Genomic DNA, 22,511 nt, shown 5'->3' on the forward strand with positions numbered 1-22,511 from the left:
GTTCAGCTTCTTGTGCTTTGCTCATCCAGAATGTCATTGTCACTGGCCGGAAGATCAAACGTTGCCCATTGTTCGTCCAAAGGCAGTTCGGGCGGCATGTCGCAGGAGCTACGGTGCATGTTAACCTTGGCAATGAAATTGGCCGAAATCGGCGCAGTTACGAACAGGAATGCCATGATAAGCAGCTCCTGAATGGCACCTTCGCCAAATACGCCATTGTAGATGATCGAGGCGAGCAACAGCGCGCCAACGCCGACGGTGCCGACTTTGGTGGGGGCATGCAGGCGGGTCATGCTGTCATTGAACTTCAACAGGCCAATCGCGCCGACCAGCGTGAAAATCGCGCCAACTACGAGGCAGAAAGTGACGGCATAGGTTGCGATAATTTCGTAGGTCATTCGATGATGTCTCCCCGCAGGACAAAGCGCGCATAGGCCACGGTTGAGACAAATCCGAGCATGGCGATGATCAGGGACGCTTCGAAATAGATGCGCGTTCCCTGCGCCAAACCCATCAACACAATCAGGCCGATCGCATTCACCACCATGGTATCAAGCGCCAAAATCCGGTCACCGACATCCGGCCCTATGACGACACGAACCATCGCCATCAGCTGACACAGGCCAACCACCACGAATGCGCCGATTAGCGCGTAGTTCATCAGATCAGTTGCAAAGGTCATATGAAAATCTCCTTCAGGCGCGCCTCATAGCGGGTTTTGATCCCGTCACGCTCTGCATCAGGGTCGTCCGTGTGCAATACATGTACCAGCAAATACCGCCCGCTTTGCGATAAATCGGCAGACACTGTTCCGGGTGTCAATGTGATGGTACCTGCCAGCAATGTGATTGCTTCGGGCTGGCGCAAATCAAGAGGAATGGTGATCCATGCCGGTTTCAGCTTCGAATTGGGAACAGTCAACACGATCCAAGCGACCTGAACATTGGCAACCATGATATCCCACAGGACCATGACGCCATAAGAGATCATCTTGCCCGTGCGAATGCCGCCCGGCCGCTCGGGCCAGAAGGCCGCCGTGATGCGCGGTATGACAATGCCAAGGATCAGCCCGAAGACCGCCATACCAGCGGTAAAACTATTCTGCAGCAGTATCCAGACAATCGCGAGCAGTAGCGTCAACAGCGGGTGCGGAAAGAGCCAGTGAAACAGTCTCAACATCTCAGTGATCCCCTTCTTTTGTGTCTGCTTTAGCATCACTCAGCTTGCCCGGCGCGTCGAGCACTGTGCGGATGTAGGCCTCAGGATTGACCAGCTGCGCTGCGGTTCTGTTGGTATAATCGTACATACGACCGGCAAACACGGTATGCGCAATCAGCAGCGCAAGAAGCCCGCCCACTGCAACAAACGACAGAGCAGATGGTAATGCGCGGCCAAGCTCGGGCACTGGCGCGCCGTCAGATTGTGCTTTCCAGAACAGAACAGAGCCCGCACGCGCAAACCCGACGATTGTGATCAGGCTGGATACCAACACCACCGACCATATCCACACAGCGGCATCGGAGCCAAAGGACGCATTCAGCACCATCAGTTTACCTACAAAGCCCGACAATGGCGGCAGGCCGGCCATGGCAATTGCGGCCACCATAAACATCCCCGCGATCAGTGCCGCCCCAGCGACAGGGGCATCGGTGATCAGTTCCAGATGTCCACGGCTTTGACGCACCAGATCGACAATCAGGAAAAGCGCAGCCGCCGCAAATGTGGAATGCACCATGTAATAAAGCGCCGATGCGATGCTCACTTGTGTGAACAGCGCCACTGCGACCATGACCATGCCCATTGAGCTGATCACAGCAAAGGCCACCAGACGGTCCAGCTTTTTCGCGGCCAGCACGCCGACAGCACCCACGGCTAGCGACACCAACGCAGCAGGCAACAACCATGTATCATGCAAGCCCGCAGTTACTTCCAGATTGACCGGAAAGATCAGCGTGTAGACGCGGATGATCGCGTAGGCGCCCACTTTGGTCATGATCGCAAAAAGCGCGGCAACCGGAGGAGGGGCTTCTGCATAAGAACTGGGCAACCAGAAATGCAAAGGCACGATTGCCGCTTTGATTGCGAAGACAAGGATCAGTAGGACAGCCGCCACGCGGATGCCAACAGTGCCATCGGCCCCGATCAACTGCACCCGCTCTGCCAGATCAGCCATGTTAAGCGTTCCGGTTTCAGCATAAAGCGCGCCAAGCGCGAACAGGAACAGGGTCGATCCAAGCAGGTTGAACAATACATATTGCACCCCTGCACGCAGACGCACATTACCGCCTGAGTGGATCATCAAACCATAGGACGCAATCAGCAGCACTTCGAAAAATACGAAGAGGTTGAACAAATCACCGGTCAGAAACGCGCCTGCGATCCCCATAAGCTGGAACTGGAACAGCACGTGGAAATGGCGCCCCCGCTCATCCCATTTGGAACCGATGGCATAGAGCAGCACAAAAAGCGCCAGCACCGCCATCAGAAGCACCATCATCGTGCTAAGGCGATCGCCAACCAACACGATGCCGAAGGGCGCGGCCCAATCGCTGAGGCGGTACAGCATCACGGTGCCGTCAGATGCCTCAATGGCAAGGCCAAGCGTGATGGCAATCAGCGCAAGCACACCAGCGACAGAGAACACCCGCTGTATGCCCATATGATACCGAGCAGCAAGGATGATGAACGGAGCAAGAAGTGCCGGCAGAACAACCGGCATGATCAACCAATGGGTCATACTTCGTCCTCCCCGCGGCCAGGCGCGTCATCGACATGGTCATCGTCGGTTCCCAGATAGGCCCCCAGCGAAATCATCACCACAACGGCGGTCATCCCGAAAGAAATCACAATCGCAGTCAGCACAAGCGCCTGAGGAAGCGGATCGGTGTAGGTGGTCGCGTCAGAAAGGATTGGTGGCGCACCAATGGTCAAACGACCTGATGCAAACAGAAACACATTCACCGCGTAAGTCAGCAATGACACACCAAGGATCACGGGAAAGGTTCGCAAGCGCAAAACCATATAAAGGCCGCCAGCTGTCAGAATGCCGATGGCAGATGCTACAAGAAATTCCATGTTATACCCCCTGCCCTTTTAGCGCGTCGTTTTCGTTTCGCGCAGGGTTGATGTCCATGGCGTAATCGCTGTCCTTTACATGAGCGCGGCGCGCCATCCGGCTAAACCCGTCAAGCGAGAGCATCACCGCCCCGACCACCGCAAGGAACACGCCCAAGTCAAACAGTGCGGCTGTGGCCAGTTCAAACTTTTCAAACGGCGGGATGCGGACATAGGTGAAATCCGAGGTCAGGAACGGTTTCCCGACAAACCACGATCCGATGCCAGTGAGACCGGCAATCAAAACGCCTGCGCCAATGACGCCATGATGCGGATACCGCTGACGCGCGGTCGCCCAGCTATAACCGCTGGCCATGTATTGCATCACCAGACCGATTGACGCGATCAACCCCGCGATAAAACCGCCGCCCGGCTCATTATGGCCGCGCAGGAACACGTAGAAGGCGACCATCATTACAACCGGCATCAGAACCCGTGTCAGCACCACCATCATCATCGGGTGCATGTCTCCGGCAAGCGGTTTATCCGGTGTACGGTTCAGCAATCGTGCCCGCACGGGACCACCAAGCAACGCTTCGGTCAGCGCATAGATCAGCACCGCAGCGATCCCCAACACGATAATTTCGCCAAAGGTATCAAAGCCACGGAAGTCTACGAGTATCACGTTGACCACATTCGTCCCGCCGCCACCCTTGTAGCTGTTTGCAAGGTGGAACTCCGAAATCGGCGACGTGACGGCATCACGCAGTAGATAGTGATAGCTTAGCGCCATTGCCGCAGCACCTGCGCCAAGCGCAATTGCAGCATCACGTGTGCGGCGCAAGACCGTGCTTTCGATAGGCGTCTCGTTGGGCAGAAAATTCAGCGCCAGCAGCATCAGGATGGTCGTCACAACTTCTACAGTGATTTGGGTCATCGCAAGATCAGGCGCCGAGAAGAAGACAAACCCGACAGATACCATCAGCCCGACGATCCCGATCAGAATAAGCGACAGCAGGCGGTTACGATGCATCAACACCATACCGGCCACAGCAGCCACCATCATAATCCAACCCGCTATCTCAATCGCGCCCGGGGCTTGAAGCGTTCTTGTGGGAGCGCTGATCGTGCCCGTCGCCCACGCATAATAACCAGCGACAACAACAGTCACGGCCATGATGGCACCGTAGCGCGAGAATGCGCCGTTGTGCAGCGGCAGGATCAGGGCTTTGGCGAAGCGAACGATGCCCGCGATCACGCCGTCAAAAATTGTTTTCGCTTCTGGTCGCGGCGCAGCATCCCACGCCCTGAGCAGCGGATTAAATAGCGCCAACACGATCAAACCACCAACCACCGCAGCGATCGACATATAAAGCGCCGGCACCAGCCCGTGCCAGATCTTGAAATGTGCCTCTGGCACTTCGGCAGCCGTGCCCAAGACGGCAGAGGTCACGCCCTTGACTGCCGGTTCAGCCAAAAACGGTGCCACACCAATCGCGACAACAAGCACCACCAACAACGCAGGAGGCAGCCACAGGCCCGCAGGCGGGTCATGCGGTTTGGCCGGATAATCATCCCGCTCAACACCAAGGAAGGTATGCCCGATCAGACGGAAGCAATACGCAGCAGAGAACAAGGACCCGACAACAGCCAGCGCGGGCACGACCCAGTGATTGCCGCCCAGCACCGTGTGATAGGCTTCCTCAAGCATCATCTCTTTGCTCAAAAAACCGTTAAGCAGGGGAATACCCGCCATAGAAAGAGCCGCAAGCGTGACGATGCCGAACGTTATCGGCATCAAGTGACGCAGACCACCCAGACGGCGGATGTCGCGCGTGTGTGTCTCATGGTCCACGATGCCCGCGGACATGAACAGCGCCGCCTTGAATGTCGCGTGGTTAAGAATGTGAAATACCGCTGCCATCGCACCAAAGGCAGTGCCCGTACCCAGCAGCATGGTAATCAGGCCAAGATGGCTGACTGTCGAAAATGCCAGCAGCGCTTTGAGATCATGTTTGAACAGCGCGATCACAGCGCCCAGCACCATTGTGATCAGACCTGCCGATGTAACGATCCAGAACCATTCGGGTGTGCCCGACAGCACCGGCCACATACGCGCCATCAGGAAAATTCCGGCTTTCACCATCGTGGCGGAGTGCAGGTAGGCTGACACTGGCGTGGGCGCAGCCATCGCATGTGGCAGCCAGAAGTGGAACGGGAACTGCGCGGATTTAGTGAAACAGCCCAGCAGGATCAGGATCAGCGCGGGAAGGTAAAGCGGGCTTTGCTGGATCAAATCACGGTTTTGCAGGATCACGCTTAGATCATAGCTGCCTGCGATCTGGCCAAGGATCAGCATGCCACCGATCATGGCAAGCCCGCCCATACCGGTCACGGTCAGCGCCATGCGCGCGCCCTGCCGCCCGTCTGGCAAATGCTTCCAATAGCCGATCAGCAAGAAGGAAGAGAGCGAAGTCAGCTCCCAGAACACGAGCAAGAGCAGGATGTTATCAGACAAGACGATGCCAACCATCGCCCCCTGAAACAGAAGCAAATAGGTGAAAAATTCACCCATATTGTCCTCACGCGCGAGGTAGAAGCGGGCATATGTTATGATCAGCAGACCAATCCCGAGGATCAGTGTGGCAAAGAAAAAGCCCAGCGCGTCCAGCATGAGGGTAAAGTTCAGACCCAAGCTCGGAATCCAGTCCATCGTGAACATCACGACATCACCTGCCATAACAGCCGGCAAATTCGTCAGCAGACCGATAAAGGCGGCAAGGGAGACGGTAAACGTCACCCCAGCACAGGCCGCACGACCTGCTTGGTTCATCAACCCGGGCAACAAAGCACCCAGAAACGGCAAGGCAACAATCAAAAGAAGGGACACGCGCGCTCCATACTGTTGGGGCCCGGAGATGTTCCCCTCCTGGGCTTGTCGTCTCACCGCATCACGGAATCGATACGATGAATTCGGGGTAGTCTAGCGGCTACTTAGGGGAGGTGCGAACCGATACCAAGAACCACAGGGTAATTTCTTTAGGTTTTCTATCAGATACAACGCCCGCCATCCACTTCCATACACACTCCGGTGATCATGCTCGCCTCATCCGAGCATAAGAAACATGCGGCGTTGCCCATATCCTCGGGCGTGGAAAAACGCCCGAGCGGAATGGTGGACAGGAATTTCGCGCGCATCTCAGGGGTGTCTTCGCCAAGAAACGACTTGAGAAGTGGCGTCTCACCCGCCACCGGGTTCAGCGCGTTGACACGGACCCCGCTTGGCGCAAGCTCCACCGCCATGCCTTTGGTTGCATTGTTCATCCACCCCTTGGAGGCATTATACCAGCTCAGATTGGGACGCGGCGAAACGCCCGCTGTGGAGGCAAGGTTCAGGATGTTGCCCTGCCCGCGCTCTTTCATGAGTGGCACGATATGATGCGCCGTCAGGTAGACAGATTTGCAATTCACCGCGAAAACGCGATCAAAATCTTCTTCGCTAACCTGTTCCATCGGGCTGGGCAAATGGGTGACGCCGGCATTGTTCACCAGAATATCGATGTGGCCCCACGCCGTCATCGCTTGCTTTGTCATCGCCTCGACGCTGGCGTTATCGGCGACATTTGCGGTTGACACGATGGCATGAGCGCCCATTTCCTGCCGCAGGTCTTCGGCCAGCGCGGTATTGAGATCGGCAATCATGACCTGCGCGCCCTCGGACACAAATTTCCGGACGATCCCGGCACCAAAGCCTGACGCACCGCCTGTCACAATCACTGTTTTACCCTGCAAGCGCATGGTTCGTCCCTCCCCTATTTGTGTCAAAAACTTCTAGCCATGGTAGGCGGCAACTGTCTTCAGCGTGGTAAATCCATAAAGCGCCTCGAAACCCTTTTCCCGGCCATGCCCTGACAGACCCGATCCCCCAAAGGGCAGCTCAACCCCGCCGCCCGCGCCGTAATTATTCAAAAACACCTGACCCGAACGTAGTTTGCGCGCGAGCCGCATCTGGCGCGCCCCATCGCGTGACCAGACAGATGCCACCAGTCCGTAGTCAGTCCCATTGGCAATTTCCAGCGCCTCTGCTTCGTCTTCAAACGGTATGATGACTTGTACCGGGCCAAAGATTTCTTCACGTGCCAGCACGTGATCCTGCGGCACCGCTTCGAAAAGGGTCGGTGCAATATAGGCACCTCCAGCCGGCGCATCATCAGTGATTTCGCCTTGCGCGATCATGCTCAGATCCGCACCCTTGGCGAGAAAACCCTCAACGATCTCCTTTTGCCGTGCAGACACCAGCGGGCCCAAGGCCATATCTGCCATGGCCGGACCTGCCCGCAAGGCGGCGTACTTTTCGGCCATCTTGCTGACGACCTCACCGTAGACGTCGCGATGCACCAGTATCCGCGATGACGCAGAGCAGGTCTGACCAGCGTTCTGGATACCCGCATTCACCAAAAACGGCAGGGCCGCTTCGATGTCAGCGTCATCGAAAACAATCTGTGGTGATTTTCCACCCAATTCCAGCGTCAAGGGCACGACGTTCTGCGCGGCAGACTGCTGGATCAGACGTCCGGTACCAACCGATCCCGTGAAGGAGATATGATTGACACCGCTATGAGTGGTCAGTGCGGCTCCTGCCTCGGCCCCGAGCCCGGGCACCACATTCAATGCTCCGTCAGGCAGCCCCGCGCGGCGCGCAAGTTCTCCAAAGGCAAGCGCGGTCAGGCAGGCCTCTTCTGCGGGTTTCAGTACCGCAGTGTTGCCCGCAGCAAGCGCGGCACCGACCGAACGCCCGATTATCTGCATCGGATAATTCCACGGAATGATATGCCCCGTCACGCCGTGCGGTTCACGCAAGGTGTAAACAGTGTAGCCATCAAGATAAGGAATGGTCTGACCGTGCAGTTTGTCCACCGCTCCTGCGTAGAACTCCATGTATCGCGCCAACGCCACCACATCTGCCCGCGCCTGACTAAGCGGCTTGCCGACGTCCAGCGCCTCCATCTGCGCCATCGCATCTATGTTTTCCAGAACAAGAACACCGATTTTGTAAAGGATACGGCCCCGTTCGACAGCGGTGGCGCGCCCCCAAGGCCCGTCATAAGCCGCCCGCGCTGCGGCAACCGCGCGGTCGATATCATCCGCATTCCCGCGTGCAATTTCGCACAGGGTACTGCCGTCAGACGGGTTGATAAGCGGAAGGAGGGCACCACTGGCACAAGGCGTCCATTTGCCCGCAATCAAGCAATGGGCAGGATCAACATCAAGCGCGCGGATAGGCATGGGAACAGTCCTTTCTCACATGTGCCAGACCAGCTTCGCAACACAGGCGCCCGTTGGCAAGCGGTGCGCATGTTTATCCCGCACGCGCCGCTGCAAAAGAAAGATCAGTGGTTGTGCTGTGCAAGCCGCTGCAATTGGTCACGGTCCAGCAATTTCACACTGCCACGAGACTGTTCAATCCAACCACGCCGCTGGAATTCCTGCAACTGCCGTGAGACGACTTCACGCGCCGTGCCGAGTTCAACCGACAGCATCTGGTGGGTAGTCTTTATCACATCTTGACCATCCGACAGCTTGATCAACTTATCCGCAAGCCGCACGTCCAGTCGCTGAAACGCAACCTCGTCAATCATCAGGAAAAGATCGGTGATCCGCTTGGAGAACGCGGCAAAGACAAAATCACGAAACGGTTTGGACTGCCCCACAAGCTCGTCAAACAGCGTGCGCGGGATAGCAGCGGCACGGACATTTGTTTCTGCGATGCCCTCGGCAGAGTAATCCTCGAACGCCAGCAAGCAGGCTGTAGTTAACACACAGCTTTCACCGGCATGAATGCGGTACAGGACAATCTCGTGGCCGGTATCGGACACCTGCTGGACCCGCACAGTGCCATCCAGCAAGAAAAGCATGTTCTCGGGCGAATGGCCGGGACCAAAAATTGTTGTCCCCGTCGGAACCTCAACCACGGCACTTTGAGATATCAGCATGTCCTTGATATCAGGCGCCAGCCGCGAAAGCCCCGGAAAGCGTTCAACCCATTCAAGTGTCTCAGTCATCTTGGCGTCCCTGTCCTCACAACCCCTAGCGCGACTAAGGTCGCCCCGGAACACAGACTATAGACACCCCGACCGGATCATCCAACAGCGCAGAACGCTATCCGTATCAGACAGGATTGAACGCGCGCCAAGCGTCATATTGCGACAGGAAAACACGACCGTTCAGTTCGTCGATGAAATGCGAACGATCCAGCCGATCCATCACGGGGCCTTTGACCTCCGAAAGATGCAACCCGATCCCCATATCGCGCAAACGGCGGTTGATCGCCTCAAGGCTCTCCAGCGCCGAATAGTCCACATCATTGATCGCGGGAAACATCAGGACCACGTTTTTGATCAACGTGCCGCTGGTGACGCGCTTCTGGATATAGTCCTCAAGAAACCGGGCATTGGCGAAATAGAGGCTCTCATCCACCCGCAGGATCAACAATGTCTCGTTTGTCTCAACCCTGTGGCGCAGAATGTTGCGGAAATGCTGGGTCCCCGGCACAAGGCCCACCTCGGCCACGTGCGGGCGCGATGTTTTGAACAGGTGCAACAGGACCGACACCAGCACGCCTGTGGCCACGCCAACCTCTACCCCCATCCCAAGAGTAAGCAGGATTGTCACAGCCACTGCGGCAAAGTCTTTTTTCGAATAATCCCACGTCTTCTTAAGGATCGAGAAATCAACAAGGCTTAGAACGGCAACGATGATTGTGGCCGCCAGAGTGGCGTTTGGCAGAAAATATACAAGCGGGGTCAGACCCACAGCCGCAATAGACAGACCGACGGCAGTATAGGCGCCTGCTGCGGGGGTATCTGCCCCTGCATCGTAGTTCACAACTGAACGTGAAAATCCACCCGTCACCGGATACCCGCCTGTGAAAGCCGCGCCGAGATTGGCCGCCCCCAGACCGATCAGCTCCTGATCGGGATCAATGCGCTGCCGCTTTTTGGCAGCCAGCGTTTGGGCAACCGAAACGGATTCGACAAAGCCGATCACGGAAATAAGGATAGCTGGCACCAGCAAGGCACCCAGAATATCCGGGGAAAAGCTGGGCAAAGTAAGGGGCGGTAGGCCCTGCGGCACCTCACCCACAATTTTCACGCCGGCGTTATCCAGCCCGAACAGCCAGACCGATACAGTGGTCACCACGACAGCCCCGACCGGGCCCGCCTTTGTTGCGATATCCGCAACCAGCGCAGAGGCGCCCAAGCGTCTCAGCAGCGGCTTAAGCCCCTTGCGCACCCAGAACAGGAACGCTGTTGCCAGCACCCCGATGATGACCGTGATCAAGTTGATCTCACCCAAATGTTCAAGAATCGAGGCAATCATCTCTGGCAATGTGTGACCAGATGCACTGATACCCAAGATGTGCTTGAGCTGGCTGGTCGCGATCAGAATGCCCGATGCTGTTATAAAACCAGCGATCACCGGATGGCTTAAAAAATTAGCCAAAAACCCAAGGCGCAACACCCCCAGTAGCACCAAGAAACCACCCGATAAAAAGGCCAGCGTCAGGGCGGCGACCGCGTAGCCTGCTGTGCCTTGCTCTGCCACCTGCCCGATGGCTGAGGCCGTCAGCAAGGACACCACAGCGACCGGACCGACCGCCAACGCCCGACTGGTGCCGAAGATTGCATAAAGCACAATTGGCACGATTGAGGCATAGATCCCCGCCTCTGGCGGCAAGCCCGCCAGCAGCGCATAAGCAAGCGACTGCGGGATCAGCATGATCGTCACGATCAGCGCTGCAATCATGTCATTGGAGAAGGTGGTTCGGGTGTATGTCCGGCCCCAGTCAAAGACCGGAACGTAACGGCGCAACTGCTCAATCATTATTTCTCTCGAAAGTCATGCAGACGCCGCTGAATGCAGGGCCCGCCTGTGTATGACGCGGCCTATGAACAGGCCGCGCTGTTTCATATTATTCTGCCGCCGCTTTGATCTTTTCCGGCTTTGCCATCCATTCCTTCCCTTTCAGCATGGCCTGCCAATAAATCGGCGGCAGCAATTTTTCCTTCAGGAACCACGCGGCACGAGATGGCTTGGTCCCGTCCACAAGAAAGGATGGGAAGCTGGGCAACAGAACGCCACCATAGCCAAACTCGGCCAGAACAATTTTGCCGCGCTCTACGGTTAATGGGCAGGACCCGTAGCCGTCATATTGCGAAACAGCGGACTTGCCCGCCATGTCTGCGACAATGTTATCGGCAACTGTCGGCGCTTGCTTGCGCGCAGCAGCAGCTGTTTTCGCGTTCGGCGCATTCATCACATCACCAAGAGACCAGATGTTGTCATAGGTTTTGTGACGCAAAGTTGCCTGATCCACATCAACCCACCCCGCCGCATCCGCAAGCGGTGACACGCTGATAAAATCAGGTGCAACCTGGGGCGGGCAGACGTGCATCATGTCGAATTCAACCTCGATCCGCGTTGGCGCTGTATCGGGCTTGGACACTTCGAATGTTGCTGTTTTCGCAGGGCCATCAACCGCAACAAGGTTGTGAAAGAAATTCAGTGTCACACCGTATTTATCGACATAGTTCTCCAGCGCCGGAACATAGTCTTTAACCCCGAACAACACGCCACCGGCGTTCATGAACTGGATGTCGATGTCTTTGAGTACACCACGCCGGAACCATGCATCACCGGACAGATACATCGCCTTTTGCGGCGCACCGGCGCATTTGATCGGCATCGGAGGCTGGGTAAACAATGCGCGCCCATTGCGCAGTTCCTGTACCAACTGCCACGTGTAAGGTGCCAGATCATACCGGTAGTTGGACGTCACGCCATTGCGCCCCAGTGTCTCTTCAAGACCTTCGATCTTATCCCAAGCCAACTTGATCCCCGGGCAAACAACCAGACGATCATATTTCACCACACGGCAGCCATCCAGAATAACAGCGTTGTTCGCAGGTTCGAACGCAGCAACGGCGGCTTTGATCCATTTAACGCCCTTCGGGATCAAAGATGCCATGGTTTTGGCCGTGTCTTGCGCGTCGAAAATGCCGCCACCTACCATGGTCCAACCGGGCTGGTAGTAATGCACATCGGCAGGATCAATGATCGCTATAGAAACATCAGGCGCGCGCGACTTGAGGCTGGCGGCGACAGATATCCCGCCTGCCCCGCCACCGACGATCACCACGTCGTATTTGGCATCGCCTGTATCGGTGGGAGTTTTCCCCCCGTTGGCAATGCGCCGCGCGACACCGTTCATGTCATATCCAGCCGCCTTGGTCGCACCCAAAATCTCGGCCATTGGCAGGGATTTCGCTTTGGCAAGTGACCACATTGTGGCGGACCTTGTGCCGCTGCGACAATAAGCAAAAACCGGTCCGGGCATTTCATCAAGAGCCGCGCCAAACAGTTCTGCGTCCTCGTCACGCACCATGCCTGCCGTGATCGGGATATAGCGCGCTTCCATGCCGACCTTTTCTGCGGCACTGCGGATTTCTTCAAAGCTCGGTTGATCAGCCCCTTCGCCGTCCGGCCGGTTGCAGATAATTGCGCGGAAACCCTTTGCTTTAAGGGTTTCCACGTCGGACGCTGATATCTGGGGGCTGACTGTCAGCTCCGAGGAAATGCGTTTAAGTTCCATGTCTTATTCCCCAATCTGCTTTAAAGCCCGTTAACCGGAACTTTGAGCATTGGATTGCCGTCTTTATCGCGCGGGATTTCACCAGCACGCATGTTAATTTGCAGCGATGGAATGATGAGCTTGGGCACAGCAAGTTGCGCATCCCGCTCTGTACGGAACTTGACGAACTCTTCTTTCGATTTTCCACCACCCACATGGATGTTGTGCGCTTTCTCTTCGCCAACAGTTGTTTCCCACTGGATGTCACGGCCGTTGGGGCCATAGTCATGGCACATAAACAGACGCATATCATCCGGCAGGGCCAAGACCTTCTGGATGCTGTCATAGAGAACGCCTGCGTCCCCTCCGGGGAAATCGGCGCGGGCAGACCCACCATCCGGCATAAACAGCGTATCACCTGTGAAGGCAGCATTGCCCATCACATGCACCATGCAAGCTGGTGTGTGCCCAGGTGTATAGATCGCAAAGGCTTCCATGTTACCGATCTTATAAGTATCGCCATCCTCGAACAGCGCATCGAACTGGCTGCCGTCACGCTGGAACTCTGTGCCTTCGTTGAAGATTTTCCCGAAGGTTTCCTGCACGACCATGATCTTGGCACCGACGCCAATTTTGCCACCCAGCTGTTCCTGTATGTAAGGCGCGGCAGAGAGGTGATCGGCATGGACATGTGTTTCGATGATCCATTCAAGCTTCAGACCGCGCGATTTGATCGTTTCGATCAGGTTGTCGGCATGGGCATAGGTGATCCTGCCGGCAGAATAGTCGATATCCATCACGCTATCGACGATCGCACAGGAATCCGATGTCGGGTCCTTTACAATGTAACTGATGGTGTTGGTGGCTTCGTCAAAATAACCGGTGACTTCGGGTTTCACGTCCATATTGATAGGATACTCAGTCATGATTTTTCTCCTTTTCCGTTCAAGGGGCTAGGCAGCAGATTGCGCTTTGCGCGCTGCTAAGGATTGCAGAAACTTGGCAAGGAAAATCCCGCCCAACAGCGCCAGCGTGAAGGCAAAGACTTCCCAGCGGCCGGTGCCAAGCGCCGGCAAAGCGCCACCCGGACAAAAGCCCGCGATGCCCCAGCCGATGCCAAAGATGGCAGAGCCACCCAAAAGCTTGAGGTCGATCTTGTTGTTGGTGGGCAGCTGGAAGCTATCCTCGATGATAGGCGTGCCGCGTCCAAACACCAGCTTATAGCCGATGAATGTGGTGATAACTGCGCCACCCATTACAAACACCAAAGAGGGATCCCAGCTTCCTGCAATATCAAAGAAGTTGAGCACCTTTGCAGGGTTTGCCATGCCGGAAATCGCGATGCCGACACCAAAGACGAGGCCAATAAGATATGCTGTTATGATACGCATTTATGCTGCTCCCAGAACGTGGCGCACGATGTAGACCGTCGCGAAAGTAAAGATCATGAATGTTATGGTGGCCATGAACGAACGTGGCGAAAGCCGCGCCATGCCGCAGACACCGTGGCCTGATGTACAGCCGGACCCAAGTGTGACGCCCACGCCAACGATCAAACCGCCAACCAGAAGCATTCCTGTAGAGACAGGCACCTGCACCGCAGGCATCTGCCCCGTCAGGAAAAAGATCAACGCCGGTCCACTAACCATGCCTGCCAGAACGGCTGCGCGCCAAGAGAAATCCTGAGCCGATGAAGGGGAGACGACACCGGCAAGAATGCCAGTGGCACCCATGATGCGACCCAAAAATAACATGAGCAAAGTGGCCGCGACGCCAATCAGCACGCCGCCGCCCAATGACATCCAAGGGGTAAATACAGTTTCCATCATCTTACATCCCGCAAGTTTTAATGCCGAAGATCGAATAAAGCGGGCATATACGAATTGCCGCAGTGACGATCATCACAAGGCCGATCACAACAGCCGCGTATTTCACAAAGCCACCCTCAAACAGCGGCAGGCCGCTTGCAAACGCAAGTATCAGCAGCACCACGCCCAAAGCGGCACGAAGGTATCGATCGAGCGTTCCAACATTGACAGTCATAATGGTTCCTCCAGAATCATATCCACATTTATGAATAGACCCTCGCCGCGCGGAGTTTTGTGATATTGTCACTTAGGGGTGAAATTTTTTCATTTTTCTTGAAATCAGACCCGCGGAGATGGCACGCATTGGCCTCAAAAACCGCAAACGCGCCTGCGGTATTGTCGGTCATCTGACGCTTCACCGTTTCCATACCGGATCTTAATAGGGCTGAAACTTGCGCCTTATTAAGTTGGTCGCAGCGGTCCAACGCCAGGCATCTTCCCTGCATTTCAAGCTTCACTACGGAACCACAGACAGCGTTAGATCGCGGTGAAAGACCCGAAAATGGGCTTCAACTCTACAGTTGTGCAAAGTTCAGATCGGAGATCGCCCTAGTGTCCTAGACGCCTGCATTCTTGATTTCTTCTGTTCTGCTTCAAAGGAAACGGGCGACAGCATGCCTTTGTTTGTGTGCTTGCGTGTCGGTTTTTTGAATATCCGAGGTATTCGAAGGCGTCCCGCCTTGCTGCGTCACGGGTGATATAGGTTCGCCGCTTGATCCGCTCACGTTTCAGCAGATGAACGATCTCTCTACAAGCTATCATGCATGTCAGCAGCTACCACCGCCCCCGCTTTTTAAGCCGCAGCATGTCATATAGGCCCGATGGGTTGTTCAAGCCCGGCAACGAGTAAGCGGAGTTTGATGTGAAGTTCACAACATCAAATCTGAACGATGCGCTATAAGGTGATCAATCAAACGTCGTGTCAGCGCTTTTTGCGGTCCGATGTCCGGCCAAACAGCGTAAATACCCAATGTAGGAAGGTTCCAGTCTGGCAGAACGCGCACCAAACGACCTTGGGTTACCTCCTGTTCGATCACGCTGCGCGGCAAGTGCCAGATACCAAGTCCGGCCAGCACCGCAGCCCTGGCGGCATTTACGGTGTTCACCTCAATGCGTATGTTGGCCGGGGTGATGTTCACTGATTGGTCTTTGCGTTCCATCGTCATCATCGATGGAATCTGCGTGACTGAGATAAAGTCATGTGCCTCCAGATCTTGCGGCACTGCAATGGGCTCGCGCGTGGACAGATAGTCCGGCGAAGCGACAAGCAAGCGCTCAAAATTTGCAATACGGCGGCTTTTAAGGCTGCTGCTGCGTAAAGTGCCCAACCGGATCGCCAGATCAAACCCATCCTTTACCAGATCAGTCGGCATGTCACTGCAATGAAGCGATATGGCGACCATCGGGTGCATCTGTGCAAATCCCCAAAGCGCCTGATGCAGTTTGCTGTGCTCACCGAAAGCGGGCATCGCAACATGCAGCGCGCCGACGGGTTCCTCGTTACCGGCATGAATCGCGTCCAAAGCCTCTTCTCCTGCGGCGACCATGCGGCGGGCTGGATCAAGGGCGATTTGGCCTTCGGGCGTCAAAGACATGGACCGCGTTGAGCGAAAGAACAGCGTGACGCCCTGACGTTCTTCCAATCGCGACAGGTGGTGGCTTATGACCGAGGTAGAAAGTTTCAACCGACGTCCCGCCGCACTCAGGCTTCCCGTATCGGCAATTGCGACAAAGACGGCGAGGCTGCGGTAATCTTCGATCATCTTTCCAATTCCTGTAATAATGATTTCTTAACTTGTGGGATAATCACAAAGGCGCGTTCTGTCTATTTCTGTGTTCAACACGCAGGAGACAGCAATGTTTAGAAGCAACGCAAAATTCACAACCGAACGGGCCAGCGGTTACTTGCAGCAACTCTGCAAGCATTTCGCGCACAAGTTTGACGTGCAGTATGATCCTGAGGCTGGTCTGATCAAGTTCCCGTTTGGCCAGTGTGATTTGACTGCCGACCACGGTGTTCTTGACCTCACAGTCAGCGCCGAAACTCAAAGCGACCTTACTAAAACATGCCGTGTGATCGGCAGCCATCTTGAACGGTTCGCCTTCCGCGAAAATCCAAAGATCGACTGGCAGCCCGTCATTTCTGCCTAACCCTTTACTCACACGCCCCTTATCAAAACTGGAAAACATCATGAATCTTAAATCGCTCTTCGCCTCCGCCGCCCTCGCAACTCTCGCCACAGGTGCATTCGCCGACGACAAAGCCACAGTGACAACGTTCTACGATCTGCTCAGCAACCCGGGTTCCGCAGAACACGTCGCCGCATTCGAAGCTGCAACTTCTGAGGAGTGGACCAGCGTGGGCGATTATTCAGGCAACAACAAAACCCGCGAGGCGTTTCTCGGTCAGGTGGGCGGCTTTGCACAGCTGATGCCAGACCTGAACTGGGCCATTCAGGACATTCACCAAGACGGCGACACCTTCGTTGTGCGCAGCCGTGCAACCGGCACGCCAGTGGCACCCTTCTTTGGCGTTGATGGCCAAGGCCGCAGCTTTGACATCATGACCATCGACATCCACGAGTTGGAAGACGGCGTCATTGCCCGCACCTACCACGTCGAAGACTGGGCAGGCGCGCTGCAACAGCTTTCGGGCAAATAAATCAATATGTAACGGCCCAGAGAAATCTGGGCCTACCCCCCGTAGGAGGACATCATGCACCGTAGAACTTTACTCAAAACATCCCTCGGCGCGTCGCTTGCGCTGATCCTTGGCACACAAGTTGGAGCACAAGACATGGACGAGAAAACACAAGCCAGCTTTGACACTGTCATGGCCTTTATGGGCGCAATGGGCAGTGGCGACATGGACAAGATGGGCACCCTGATGGCTGATGACATGGTCTGGCACAGCGAAGGCGACACGACACTGCCTTGGGTTGGCGAGACGGTCGGCAAAGAAGCTATATTCGAATTCCTTGGCGTCTTTTCAGCCAACTTCCAGACCACCAAATGGGAAAACACCGACGCCTTCGCCTCGGGCGATACAGTTGCCGTGTTTGGTCGAATGAATGGCATCACAACCCACAGCGGTAAGGAAATCGGCGAATTTACATTCGCACTGCGTGCCAAGGTGCGCGATGGCCAAGTAGTGCTGTGGAACTGGTTCGAAGACAGCTTTGCGGTCAGCCAAGCCTACCACGGTTAAGACAAAAACAGCGGGCGCCCACTGCGCCCGTTCTGTGCAGTAAAGGAGCATGCCAATGACGATCGCAGTAACTGCCGTATCCGGCCAACTTGGCGGAGCAATCGCCCGCAATCTGATCAAATCTACAGCTAGTGAGACCATCATTGGCCTTGCCCGCACCCCGGCGAACGCAGAGGGTCTTGGCATCGAAATCCGTGCCAGTGATTATGGACAACCAGAGCAATTGCGCGCATCACTAAAGGGCGTCGATACCTTGCTGCTGGTGTCCGGCATGGACGCCCCTGATGCCCGTATTCAGCAGCACCGAAATGTCATTGAGGCCGCGAAGGCCGCAGGTGTGAGGAAGATCGTTTATACCAGCATTCAAGGGGCAGAAGAGGGCACAGCCTTTTCCCCCGTCGTGCAAAGCAACCGCCAGACCGAGGCCGATGTGCGCGACAGCGGGCTTGCCTATGCCATCGGACGGAACGGTATCTATGTCGAGCCGGACATGGAATATATCGACAGCTACAAAGCCAGAGCCGAGATCGCCAACAGCGCCGGTGCGGGCAAATGCGGCTACACAACCCGTTCTGAGTTGGCCCATGCCTACGCTGGCCTTTTGACCAATGATAGCTTCAACGGCCAGACGTTTAACCTATGGGGTACTCCCATCAGTCAAGCCGAGCTTACCGATTACTTGAACGATGCATTCGGCACGTCGCTGACCTATCGCGAAATGACGCCAGAAGAGTACGTCGCGGATCGCACAGCCGAGTTGGGGGATTTCCTGGGCCCAATCATCGGCGGCATATATGAGGGTATTCGTCGTGGTATTTACGATGTGCCCAGCGATTTTGAAGCGGTTGCTGGCAGAGCTCACCAAAGCTGGGCCGACTATTTCGGATCACTCACGGGCTGAAAAAGCACATTCTGGGTGATCCCGATATCGCGATACTTTTCTTAGGCGCTGCAAACTGACTGCACTGTTTTGCAAAATGGTAACGAAAGCAACTTCAATGTCCCCAATAAAGTCGTTCTTCAACTCACCCTATACCTTTTGGGGTATTTTGAGTTTGCCCGCCATTCCAATGGTGATCGGCCTGACCTCCGGCGATCCAAAAGTGGTCCATCAATTGCTGCACCCAACCGGTGAATTTGCGGCACGGTTCATGATCATCGCGATGATGATCACGCCGTTGGTGATGCTGTTCACAGGTTGGCGTGGACCGCGCTGGTTGATGAAACGGCGGCGGTATCTTGGCGTTGCGGCATTTGCCTATGCCTTGGCACATACAGCCTTGTACCTTCTGGACGAAGGCGCGATCGCCTTCACGGTCGGCGAAATCTCCAAGCTCTACATCTGGACGGGCTGGCTTGCCTTCCTGATCTTCGTGCCCTTGGCCGTCACATCGACCGACGGCTGGGTTCGCAAACTGGGACCTCAATGGAAAACGCTTCAGCGCTTCGTGTACGGTGCGGCGGTGCTAACGCTTCTGCATTGGGCAGCGCTGCATGATTGGGGCGGGGTTGGTGCTGCAATGGTGCATTTTGTGCCACTGATTGTGCTGGAGGCCTATCGGCTGGGTCACAATTTGCGCCGCCAGCGGGCCCGGCTGGTTTGACCGGAAAGAACAAGAGGGATGAACGGCTCGCTCAATGCGATTTGCCAAGCACGAGATTACAAGCGTTGTGTTGGGTTTTATACTACATTTGGCTCAGGTTCGATTCTGAAGCAGCCATTCACGGAGCAAGCAGCATCGGGCGGAGTGGGCTCGAAGGAGACCTAGGCTGCAAGCGCATTGCTCAAGATGGGTTGGATGACGGCTGCGTGGGACAAAACCGCTGCTCGCTATCGAACAGCAATGGATGTTTTATTTTATAACCGGTTTGCGGTGCCTTTTCATCCGCTTGCCGCAACACCGAAACTAAACATCCGACGCATGTCTGCAGCAAGTGAATAAAGTGAGATCTGCCTTGATGCTACAATAGGATTCGAGCGTGACACCGACCTAAGCCCACGCTCGCCCTTAGTCCATGGACTTTCGGCTACATTGAATTGAACGATCCAATGAAGCTTCCAATCGACGCCCCGAGACCATTGCCATGAGCTTTTCCTCAGGTATTCGCCTCAATTCTAACTTGTGCATTTATTTGCGCGCCTCTGCAGGCATGCGCAAGGACTTCACGGGGGCTTCGTTTGGCGGGAGTGAAGTCTGGATGAACCCGCTGCCGATGACTGCATCTGCCATCACGATTTTTGATCCACCGCTGCTCAGCTGGATAGTACGGCTCCGGCGCGAATTGCCTCAAACGTTTGTGTAAACTGGTGCATTCACAAAGTCCGCTGTGAAGCCAATACTCAACCAAGCGTTCTTGGTTCCAGTAATTAGAGTGCAGGCATCTCCGATGATAAACACGTTCTCTGCCACGACTACTGCATCACGATGCTCCAGTCGCCGGACGATGTTATCCTTTTGCCTGGCTGAAGATTAGTGGGTACCGCGATTGAAGAAGTCGCCATCAGAAACATGGACAACATAGCTCCAACCACGAAAAACACCCTCAATAAACCGGGCCTCCTGCGTCTTTGACTTGAAAGATTCAATTAGTCTCGACGGTGCACACAGCGCAATTTCAGAGAACAATAGGTGCGCTAATTGTCGTCAGCGTAGCCGTCACCAAAAGAACAAGTAAGATAAACGTCGCCTCCCACCTGATGGACCTTCGCAGCTTGCAGCGGGCTGCGGGATCACCACGTTGCAAAGCGGGGGTGAGCTGCATTTTGTTCCATGCAGCAAGAGTAATGATAGCTAAAAAACCGCCAAGCTTCAGCAGGAAAAACTGGCCGTAAGGTGTAGAGACCGCAGCAAGCATGTTGCCGGTCAAGAGCGAAAGAGTGATGCCGCCTGCGACGGTAAGACTGCCGACAACATAGATCGCTTTGCGGCCGAATTCATGGGCGAGCCTGCCCGCGTCATCCTTAGCGTCCATTCCGGTCACACGGTATAAGGGCATAAACGCACCGATCCAGAAGGCCAGCCCAAGCAGGTGCAAGGTGATCAGCACACCCAGCAGGAGCCGCGGTTCTTCCAAAGCATGCCCCCGCAGAGCAAATGACACAGCAACAAGGAGAGCTCCAAGACCCGCTGCGATCCGGCCCCGGCGGGCGGGAACAAGCACGGTAAGGATCAATGCAAGACCGATCATCCGGACAGCAACACTTATTCCCAAGGGGCTCTGCGCAACCATGCCGAGGATCATTGGATCTGTTGCTCCTTGCCATGTGCCACCCGTCAAAAAACTTGCTCGCAGTGGTATCCGAATGAGCGACAGGACAGCCGCGGCAAGAGCCAGCCATACGGTGAACCGTTTAAGCGCAGCAACCTCGGACGCCGGAAGAGCATGTAGGAAGATGCTGCATAAGACGGTACCCGCTGCTGTCAGGGAGGTCGCATAGACCAGCGCCTTAATGCAGATGGAAATCCATGTCAGGACATCGACAGAGGCTATCGCGCTCAGCATGACTGGTTACTCGGACACTTCAAAGCTGAACTCCCCTTGCATCGGGTGGCCGTCATCCGCCAACCCGCGCCACGCAACAGAATAGAGGCCTGTTGGCAAAACAGGAACGGCTGCGCTGAACTCTGAGACGGGTTGCATATTGTCCGTGCGGATCACCTCATGGGTCACGCTGTCCTGATCGGTAAGGGTAATCAGCGTGATGCGGATCGGCATGCTGAATTTCATTTCAATCGCTTCGGGCGAAGCCTCAAGGACGGCACCATTCACAGGCTGCGTCATCTCCTTTTTCGAATGTGCCGCTGCTTGTCCAATGCCAAATGTAATCGCGAAAAGTGCTGCACAGATTGTTGTGCGGTTCATACCTGATACTCCTTAATTGATTCCATTGGCGCGCTGGATCGCGCGGACGTATGTCGTGATGTTTGTTATATCAGAGGGTGTGATCCCCTCAACGGCTGGCATGTTCCCGAAGGCCCAGTGGTGCGCCCTGACACCATTCATCGCAGCCAGCTGGAACGACATGTCGCCGTGGTGGCCTGGCTCATAAATTTTGTGGATCAAGGGCGGCCCAAGGCCGTCCCGACCAGCGCCACTATTACCGTGACAAGCTGCGCATTTTGCGTTGAAGGCAGCCTCGCCCATCTGTTCTTGTGTGGTGAAACTTGCGGGCAGGATAACGTCGACCATCGCTGCACCTTCCGCTTTGTTCGCTTGCTCTGCGAATTCCTGAGGCTTCAGGAACATCCACCAACCCCCAACAATCAACAGACTGATCGCCACGATAAAACTCATTTTGCGCATCGTCATTTCTCCCTTTGTGCTGCCTCAGTGGCATCTGGGCCAGAGGCTCTGCCTCCAGCCCGGTTCCGGGTTCATTCAGCCATGATCGCGGCGATGGCATACATGCCGTCTTCGCCCTTGATCAGCATAAGAGTGACAGCATCCCCTTCCGCTACTTCACCCATCATCCTAGCATCCGGCAGCAGGGTCAGGTCCATCGTCATCGCGGGCCAACCGATGTCAGGGATAGGCTCATGGCTGACGTTGGCCGTGCCATCGCCAAAGCTGTTTACGACAGCTTTGGTATGCACAGCGCCTTCTATCTTCTCGTCGCTCATCGTCATGTTGGAATGGTCCATCGTGGAATGGTCCGTGCCGGAGTGGGTCATCTGTGCCATGGCAAGCGGTGCGTCGAGAGCCAGAACACAGAGTACAAGGGAGAGAGTTTTCATGATTAGTCCTTTAA

The 22,511-nt window shown here is 55.5% G+C and carries 26 protein-coding genes and 1 pseudogene; 6 read left to right on the plus strand and 21 right to left on the minus strand.

The window, feature by feature from the left end; translation table 11 throughout:
• Positions 1-2 precede the first annotated feature (2 nt).
• The 17 genes and pseudogenes from mnhG to K3757_RS13855 all read right to left on the minus strand — a co-directional run bounded on the left by mnhG (position 3) and on the right by K3757_RS13855 (position 16,316).
• Positions 3-398, minus strand: coding sequence for a monovalent cation/H(+) antiporter subunit G (gene mnhG / locus K3757_RS13775; protein WP_259996315.1), 396 nt, complete (start codon positions 396-398; stop codon positions 3-5).
• The gene (locus K3757_RS13780; RefSeq protein ID WP_259996316.1) at positions 395-682 is read right to left on the minus strand and encodes a K+/H+ antiporter subunit F; all 288 of its coding nucleotides are present in this window, start codon (positions 680-682) and stop codon (positions 395-397) included. The genes mnhG and K3757_RS13780 overlap by 4 nt, the downstream gene beginning before the upstream one ends.
• A complete protein-coding gene (locus tag K3757_RS13785) occupies positions 679-1,179 on the minus strand; it encodes a Na+/H+ antiporter subunit E (protein WP_259996317.1) in 501 nt (166 codons plus the stop codon). The genes K3757_RS13780 and K3757_RS13785 overlap by 4 nt, the downstream gene beginning before the upstream one ends.
• A 1-nt stretch (position 1,180) precedes the next feature.
• Positions 1,181-2,737 (minus strand): monovalent cation/H+ antiporter subunit D, encoded by a 1,557-nt coding sequence (locus tag K3757_RS13790; RefSeq protein WP_259996318.1) that lies wholly within the window; start codon positions 2,735-2,737, stop codon positions 1,181-1,183.
• Positions 2,734-3,075 (minus strand): Na+/H+ antiporter subunit C, encoded by a 342-nt coding sequence (locus tag K3757_RS13795; protein ID WP_259996319.1) that lies wholly within the window; start codon positions 3,073-3,075, stop codon positions 2,734-2,736. The genes K3757_RS13790 and K3757_RS13795 overlap by 4 nt, the downstream gene beginning before the upstream one ends.
• A gap of 1 nt (position 3,076) precedes the next feature.
• A complete protein-coding gene (locus K3757_RS13800; protein ID WP_259996320.1) occupies positions 3,077-5,944 on the minus strand; it encodes a monovalent cation/H+ antiporter subunit A in 2,868 nt (955 codons plus the stop codon).
• Between the two features lie 161 nt (positions 5,945-6,105).
• On the minus strand, positions 6,106-6,852 hold the full coding sequence (locus tag K3757_RS13805; RefSeq protein WP_259996323.1) for an SDR family oxidoreductase: 747 nt from the start codon (positions 6,850-6,852) through the stop codon (positions 6,106-6,108).
• Between the two features lie 33 nt (positions 6,853-6,885).
• A complete protein-coding gene (locus tag K3757_RS13810) occupies positions 6,886-8,340 on the minus strand; it encodes an aldehyde dehydrogenase family protein (protein WP_259996324.1) in 1,455 nt (484 codons plus the stop codon).
• Positions 8,341-8,444: 104 nt separating this feature from the next.
• A complete protein-coding gene (locus K3757_RS13815) occupies positions 8,445-9,116 on the minus strand; it encodes a Crp/Fnr family transcriptional regulator (protein ID WP_259996325.1) in 672 nt (223 codons plus the stop codon).
• A gap of 106 nt (positions 9,117-9,222) precedes the next feature.
• Positions 9,223-10,938, minus strand: a complete 1,716-nt coding sequence (locus K3757_RS13820) for a SulP family inorganic anion transporter (RefSeq protein ID WP_259996327.1) — start codon at positions 10,936-10,938, stop codon at positions 9,223-9,225.
• Positions 10,939-11,026: 88 nt separating this feature from the next.
• Positions 11,027-12,706 carry a bifunctional protein tyrosine phosphatase family protein/NAD(P)/FAD-dependent oxidoreductase gene (locus K3757_RS13825; RefSeq protein WP_259996328.1) on the minus strand — a complete coding sequence of 560 codons (1,680 nt, stop codon included), beginning with the start codon at positions 12,704-12,706 and terminating at the stop codon, positions 11,027-11,029.
• A gap of 20 nt (positions 12,707-12,726) precedes the next feature.
• Complete coding sequence (locus K3757_RS13830; RefSeq protein WP_259996329.1) at positions 12,727-13,611, minus strand: MBL fold metallo-hydrolase; 885 nt, start codon at positions 13,609-13,611, stop codon at positions 12,727-12,729.
• A gap of 27 nt (positions 13,612-13,638) precedes the next feature.
• Positions 13,639-14,076, minus strand: coding sequence for a DUF6691 family protein (locus K3757_RS13835; RefSeq protein ID WP_259996330.1), 438 nt, complete (start codon positions 14,074-14,076; stop codon positions 13,639-13,641).
• A complete protein-coding gene (locus K3757_RS13840) occupies positions 14,077-14,514 on the minus strand; it encodes a YeeE/YedE family protein (protein ID WP_259996331.1) in 438 nt (145 codons plus the stop codon). It abuts the gene before it with no gap.
• 1 nt (position 14,515) lies between these two features.
• Positions 14,516-14,728, minus strand: coding sequence for a DUF2892 domain-containing protein (locus K3757_RS13845; protein ID WP_259996332.1), 213 nt, complete (start codon positions 14,726-14,728; stop codon positions 14,516-14,518).
• Between the two features lie 357 nt (positions 14,729-15,085).
• A pseudogene (locus K3757_RS13850) lies at positions 15,086-15,291 on the minus strand (hypothetical protein); the annotation flags it as partial.
• 131 nt (positions 15,292-15,422) lie between these two features.
• Entirely contained in the window at positions 15,423-16,316 is an 894-nt protein-coding gene (locus K3757_RS13855; protein WP_259996333.1) for a LysR family transcriptional regulator, read from the minus strand.
• A gap of 94 nt (positions 16,317-16,410) precedes the next feature.
• Between K3757_RS13855 and K3757_RS13860 the strand changes: the two genes are divergently transcribed.
• The 6 genes from K3757_RS13860 (at position 16,411) to K3757_RS13885 (ending at position 20,065) form a co-directional block, all read left to right on the plus strand.
• Positions 16,411-16,704 (plus strand): DUF2218 domain-containing protein, encoded by a 294-nt coding sequence (locus K3757_RS13860; protein WP_259996334.1) that lies wholly within the window; start codon positions 16,411-16,413, stop codon positions 16,702-16,704.
• 40 nt (positions 16,705-16,744) lie between these two features.
• A complete protein-coding gene (locus tag K3757_RS13865) occupies positions 16,745-17,215 on the plus strand; it encodes an ester cyclase (RefSeq protein ID WP_259996335.1) in 471 nt (156 codons plus the stop codon).
• A gap of 54 nt (positions 17,216-17,269) precedes the next feature.
• Complete coding sequence (locus tag K3757_RS13870) at positions 17,270-17,761, plus strand: nuclear transport factor 2 family protein (RefSeq protein ID WP_259996337.1); 492 nt, start codon at positions 17,270-17,272, stop codon at positions 17,759-17,761.
• Positions 17,762-17,816: 55 nt separating this feature from the next.
• On the plus strand, positions 17,817-18,662 hold the full coding sequence (locus tag K3757_RS13875) for an NAD(P)H-binding protein (RefSeq protein WP_259996338.1): 846 nt from the start codon (positions 17,817-17,819) through the stop codon (positions 18,660-18,662).
• A gap of 97 nt (positions 18,663-18,759) precedes the next feature.
• Complete coding sequence (locus tag K3757_RS13880; protein ID WP_259996340.1) at positions 18,760-19,365, plus strand: sulfite oxidase heme-binding subunit YedZ; 606 nt, start codon at positions 18,760-18,762, stop codon at positions 19,363-19,365.
• A gap of 481 nt (positions 19,366-19,846) precedes the next feature.
• Positions 19,847-20,065 carry a hypothetical protein gene (locus K3757_RS13885; protein WP_259996342.1) on the plus strand — a complete coding sequence of 73 codons (219 nt, stop codon included), beginning with the start codon at positions 19,847-19,849 and terminating at the stop codon, positions 20,063-20,065.
• A 312-nt stretch (positions 20,066-20,377) separates the two neighbouring features.
• Here K3757_RS13885 and K3757_RS13890 read toward each other — a convergent pair whose 3' ends face one another.
• The 4 genes from K3757_RS13890 to K3757_RS13905 form a co-directional block, all read right to left on the minus strand.
• Entirely contained in the window at positions 20,378-21,265 is an 888-nt protein-coding gene (locus tag K3757_RS13890; RefSeq protein WP_259996344.1) for a copper resistance D family protein, read from the minus strand.
• A 6-nt stretch (positions 21,266-21,271) separates the two neighbouring features.
• On the minus strand, positions 21,272-21,625 hold the full coding sequence (locus K3757_RS13895; protein WP_259996346.1) for a copper resistance CopC family protein: 354 nt from the start codon (positions 21,623-21,625) through the stop codon (positions 21,272-21,274).
• Between the two features lie 12 nt (positions 21,626-21,637).
• Positions 21,638-22,066: a cytochrome c gene (locus K3757_RS13900; protein ID WP_259996348.1), complete on the minus strand. Its 429-nt coding sequence runs from the start codon at positions 22,064-22,066 to the stop codon at positions 21,638-21,640.
• A 71-nt stretch (positions 22,067-22,137) separates the two neighbouring features.
• Positions 22,138-22,497, minus strand: coding sequence for a copper-binding protein (locus K3757_RS13905; RefSeq protein ID WP_259996350.1), 360 nt, complete (start codon positions 22,495-22,497; stop codon positions 22,138-22,140).
• Between the last annotated feature and the right edge of the window lie 14 nt (positions 22,498-22,511).

The organism is Sulfitobacter sp. S223 (assembly GCF_025143825.1).
GTDB lineage: Bacteria > Pseudomonadota > Alphaproteobacteria > Rhodobacterales > Rhodobacteraceae > Sulfitobacter.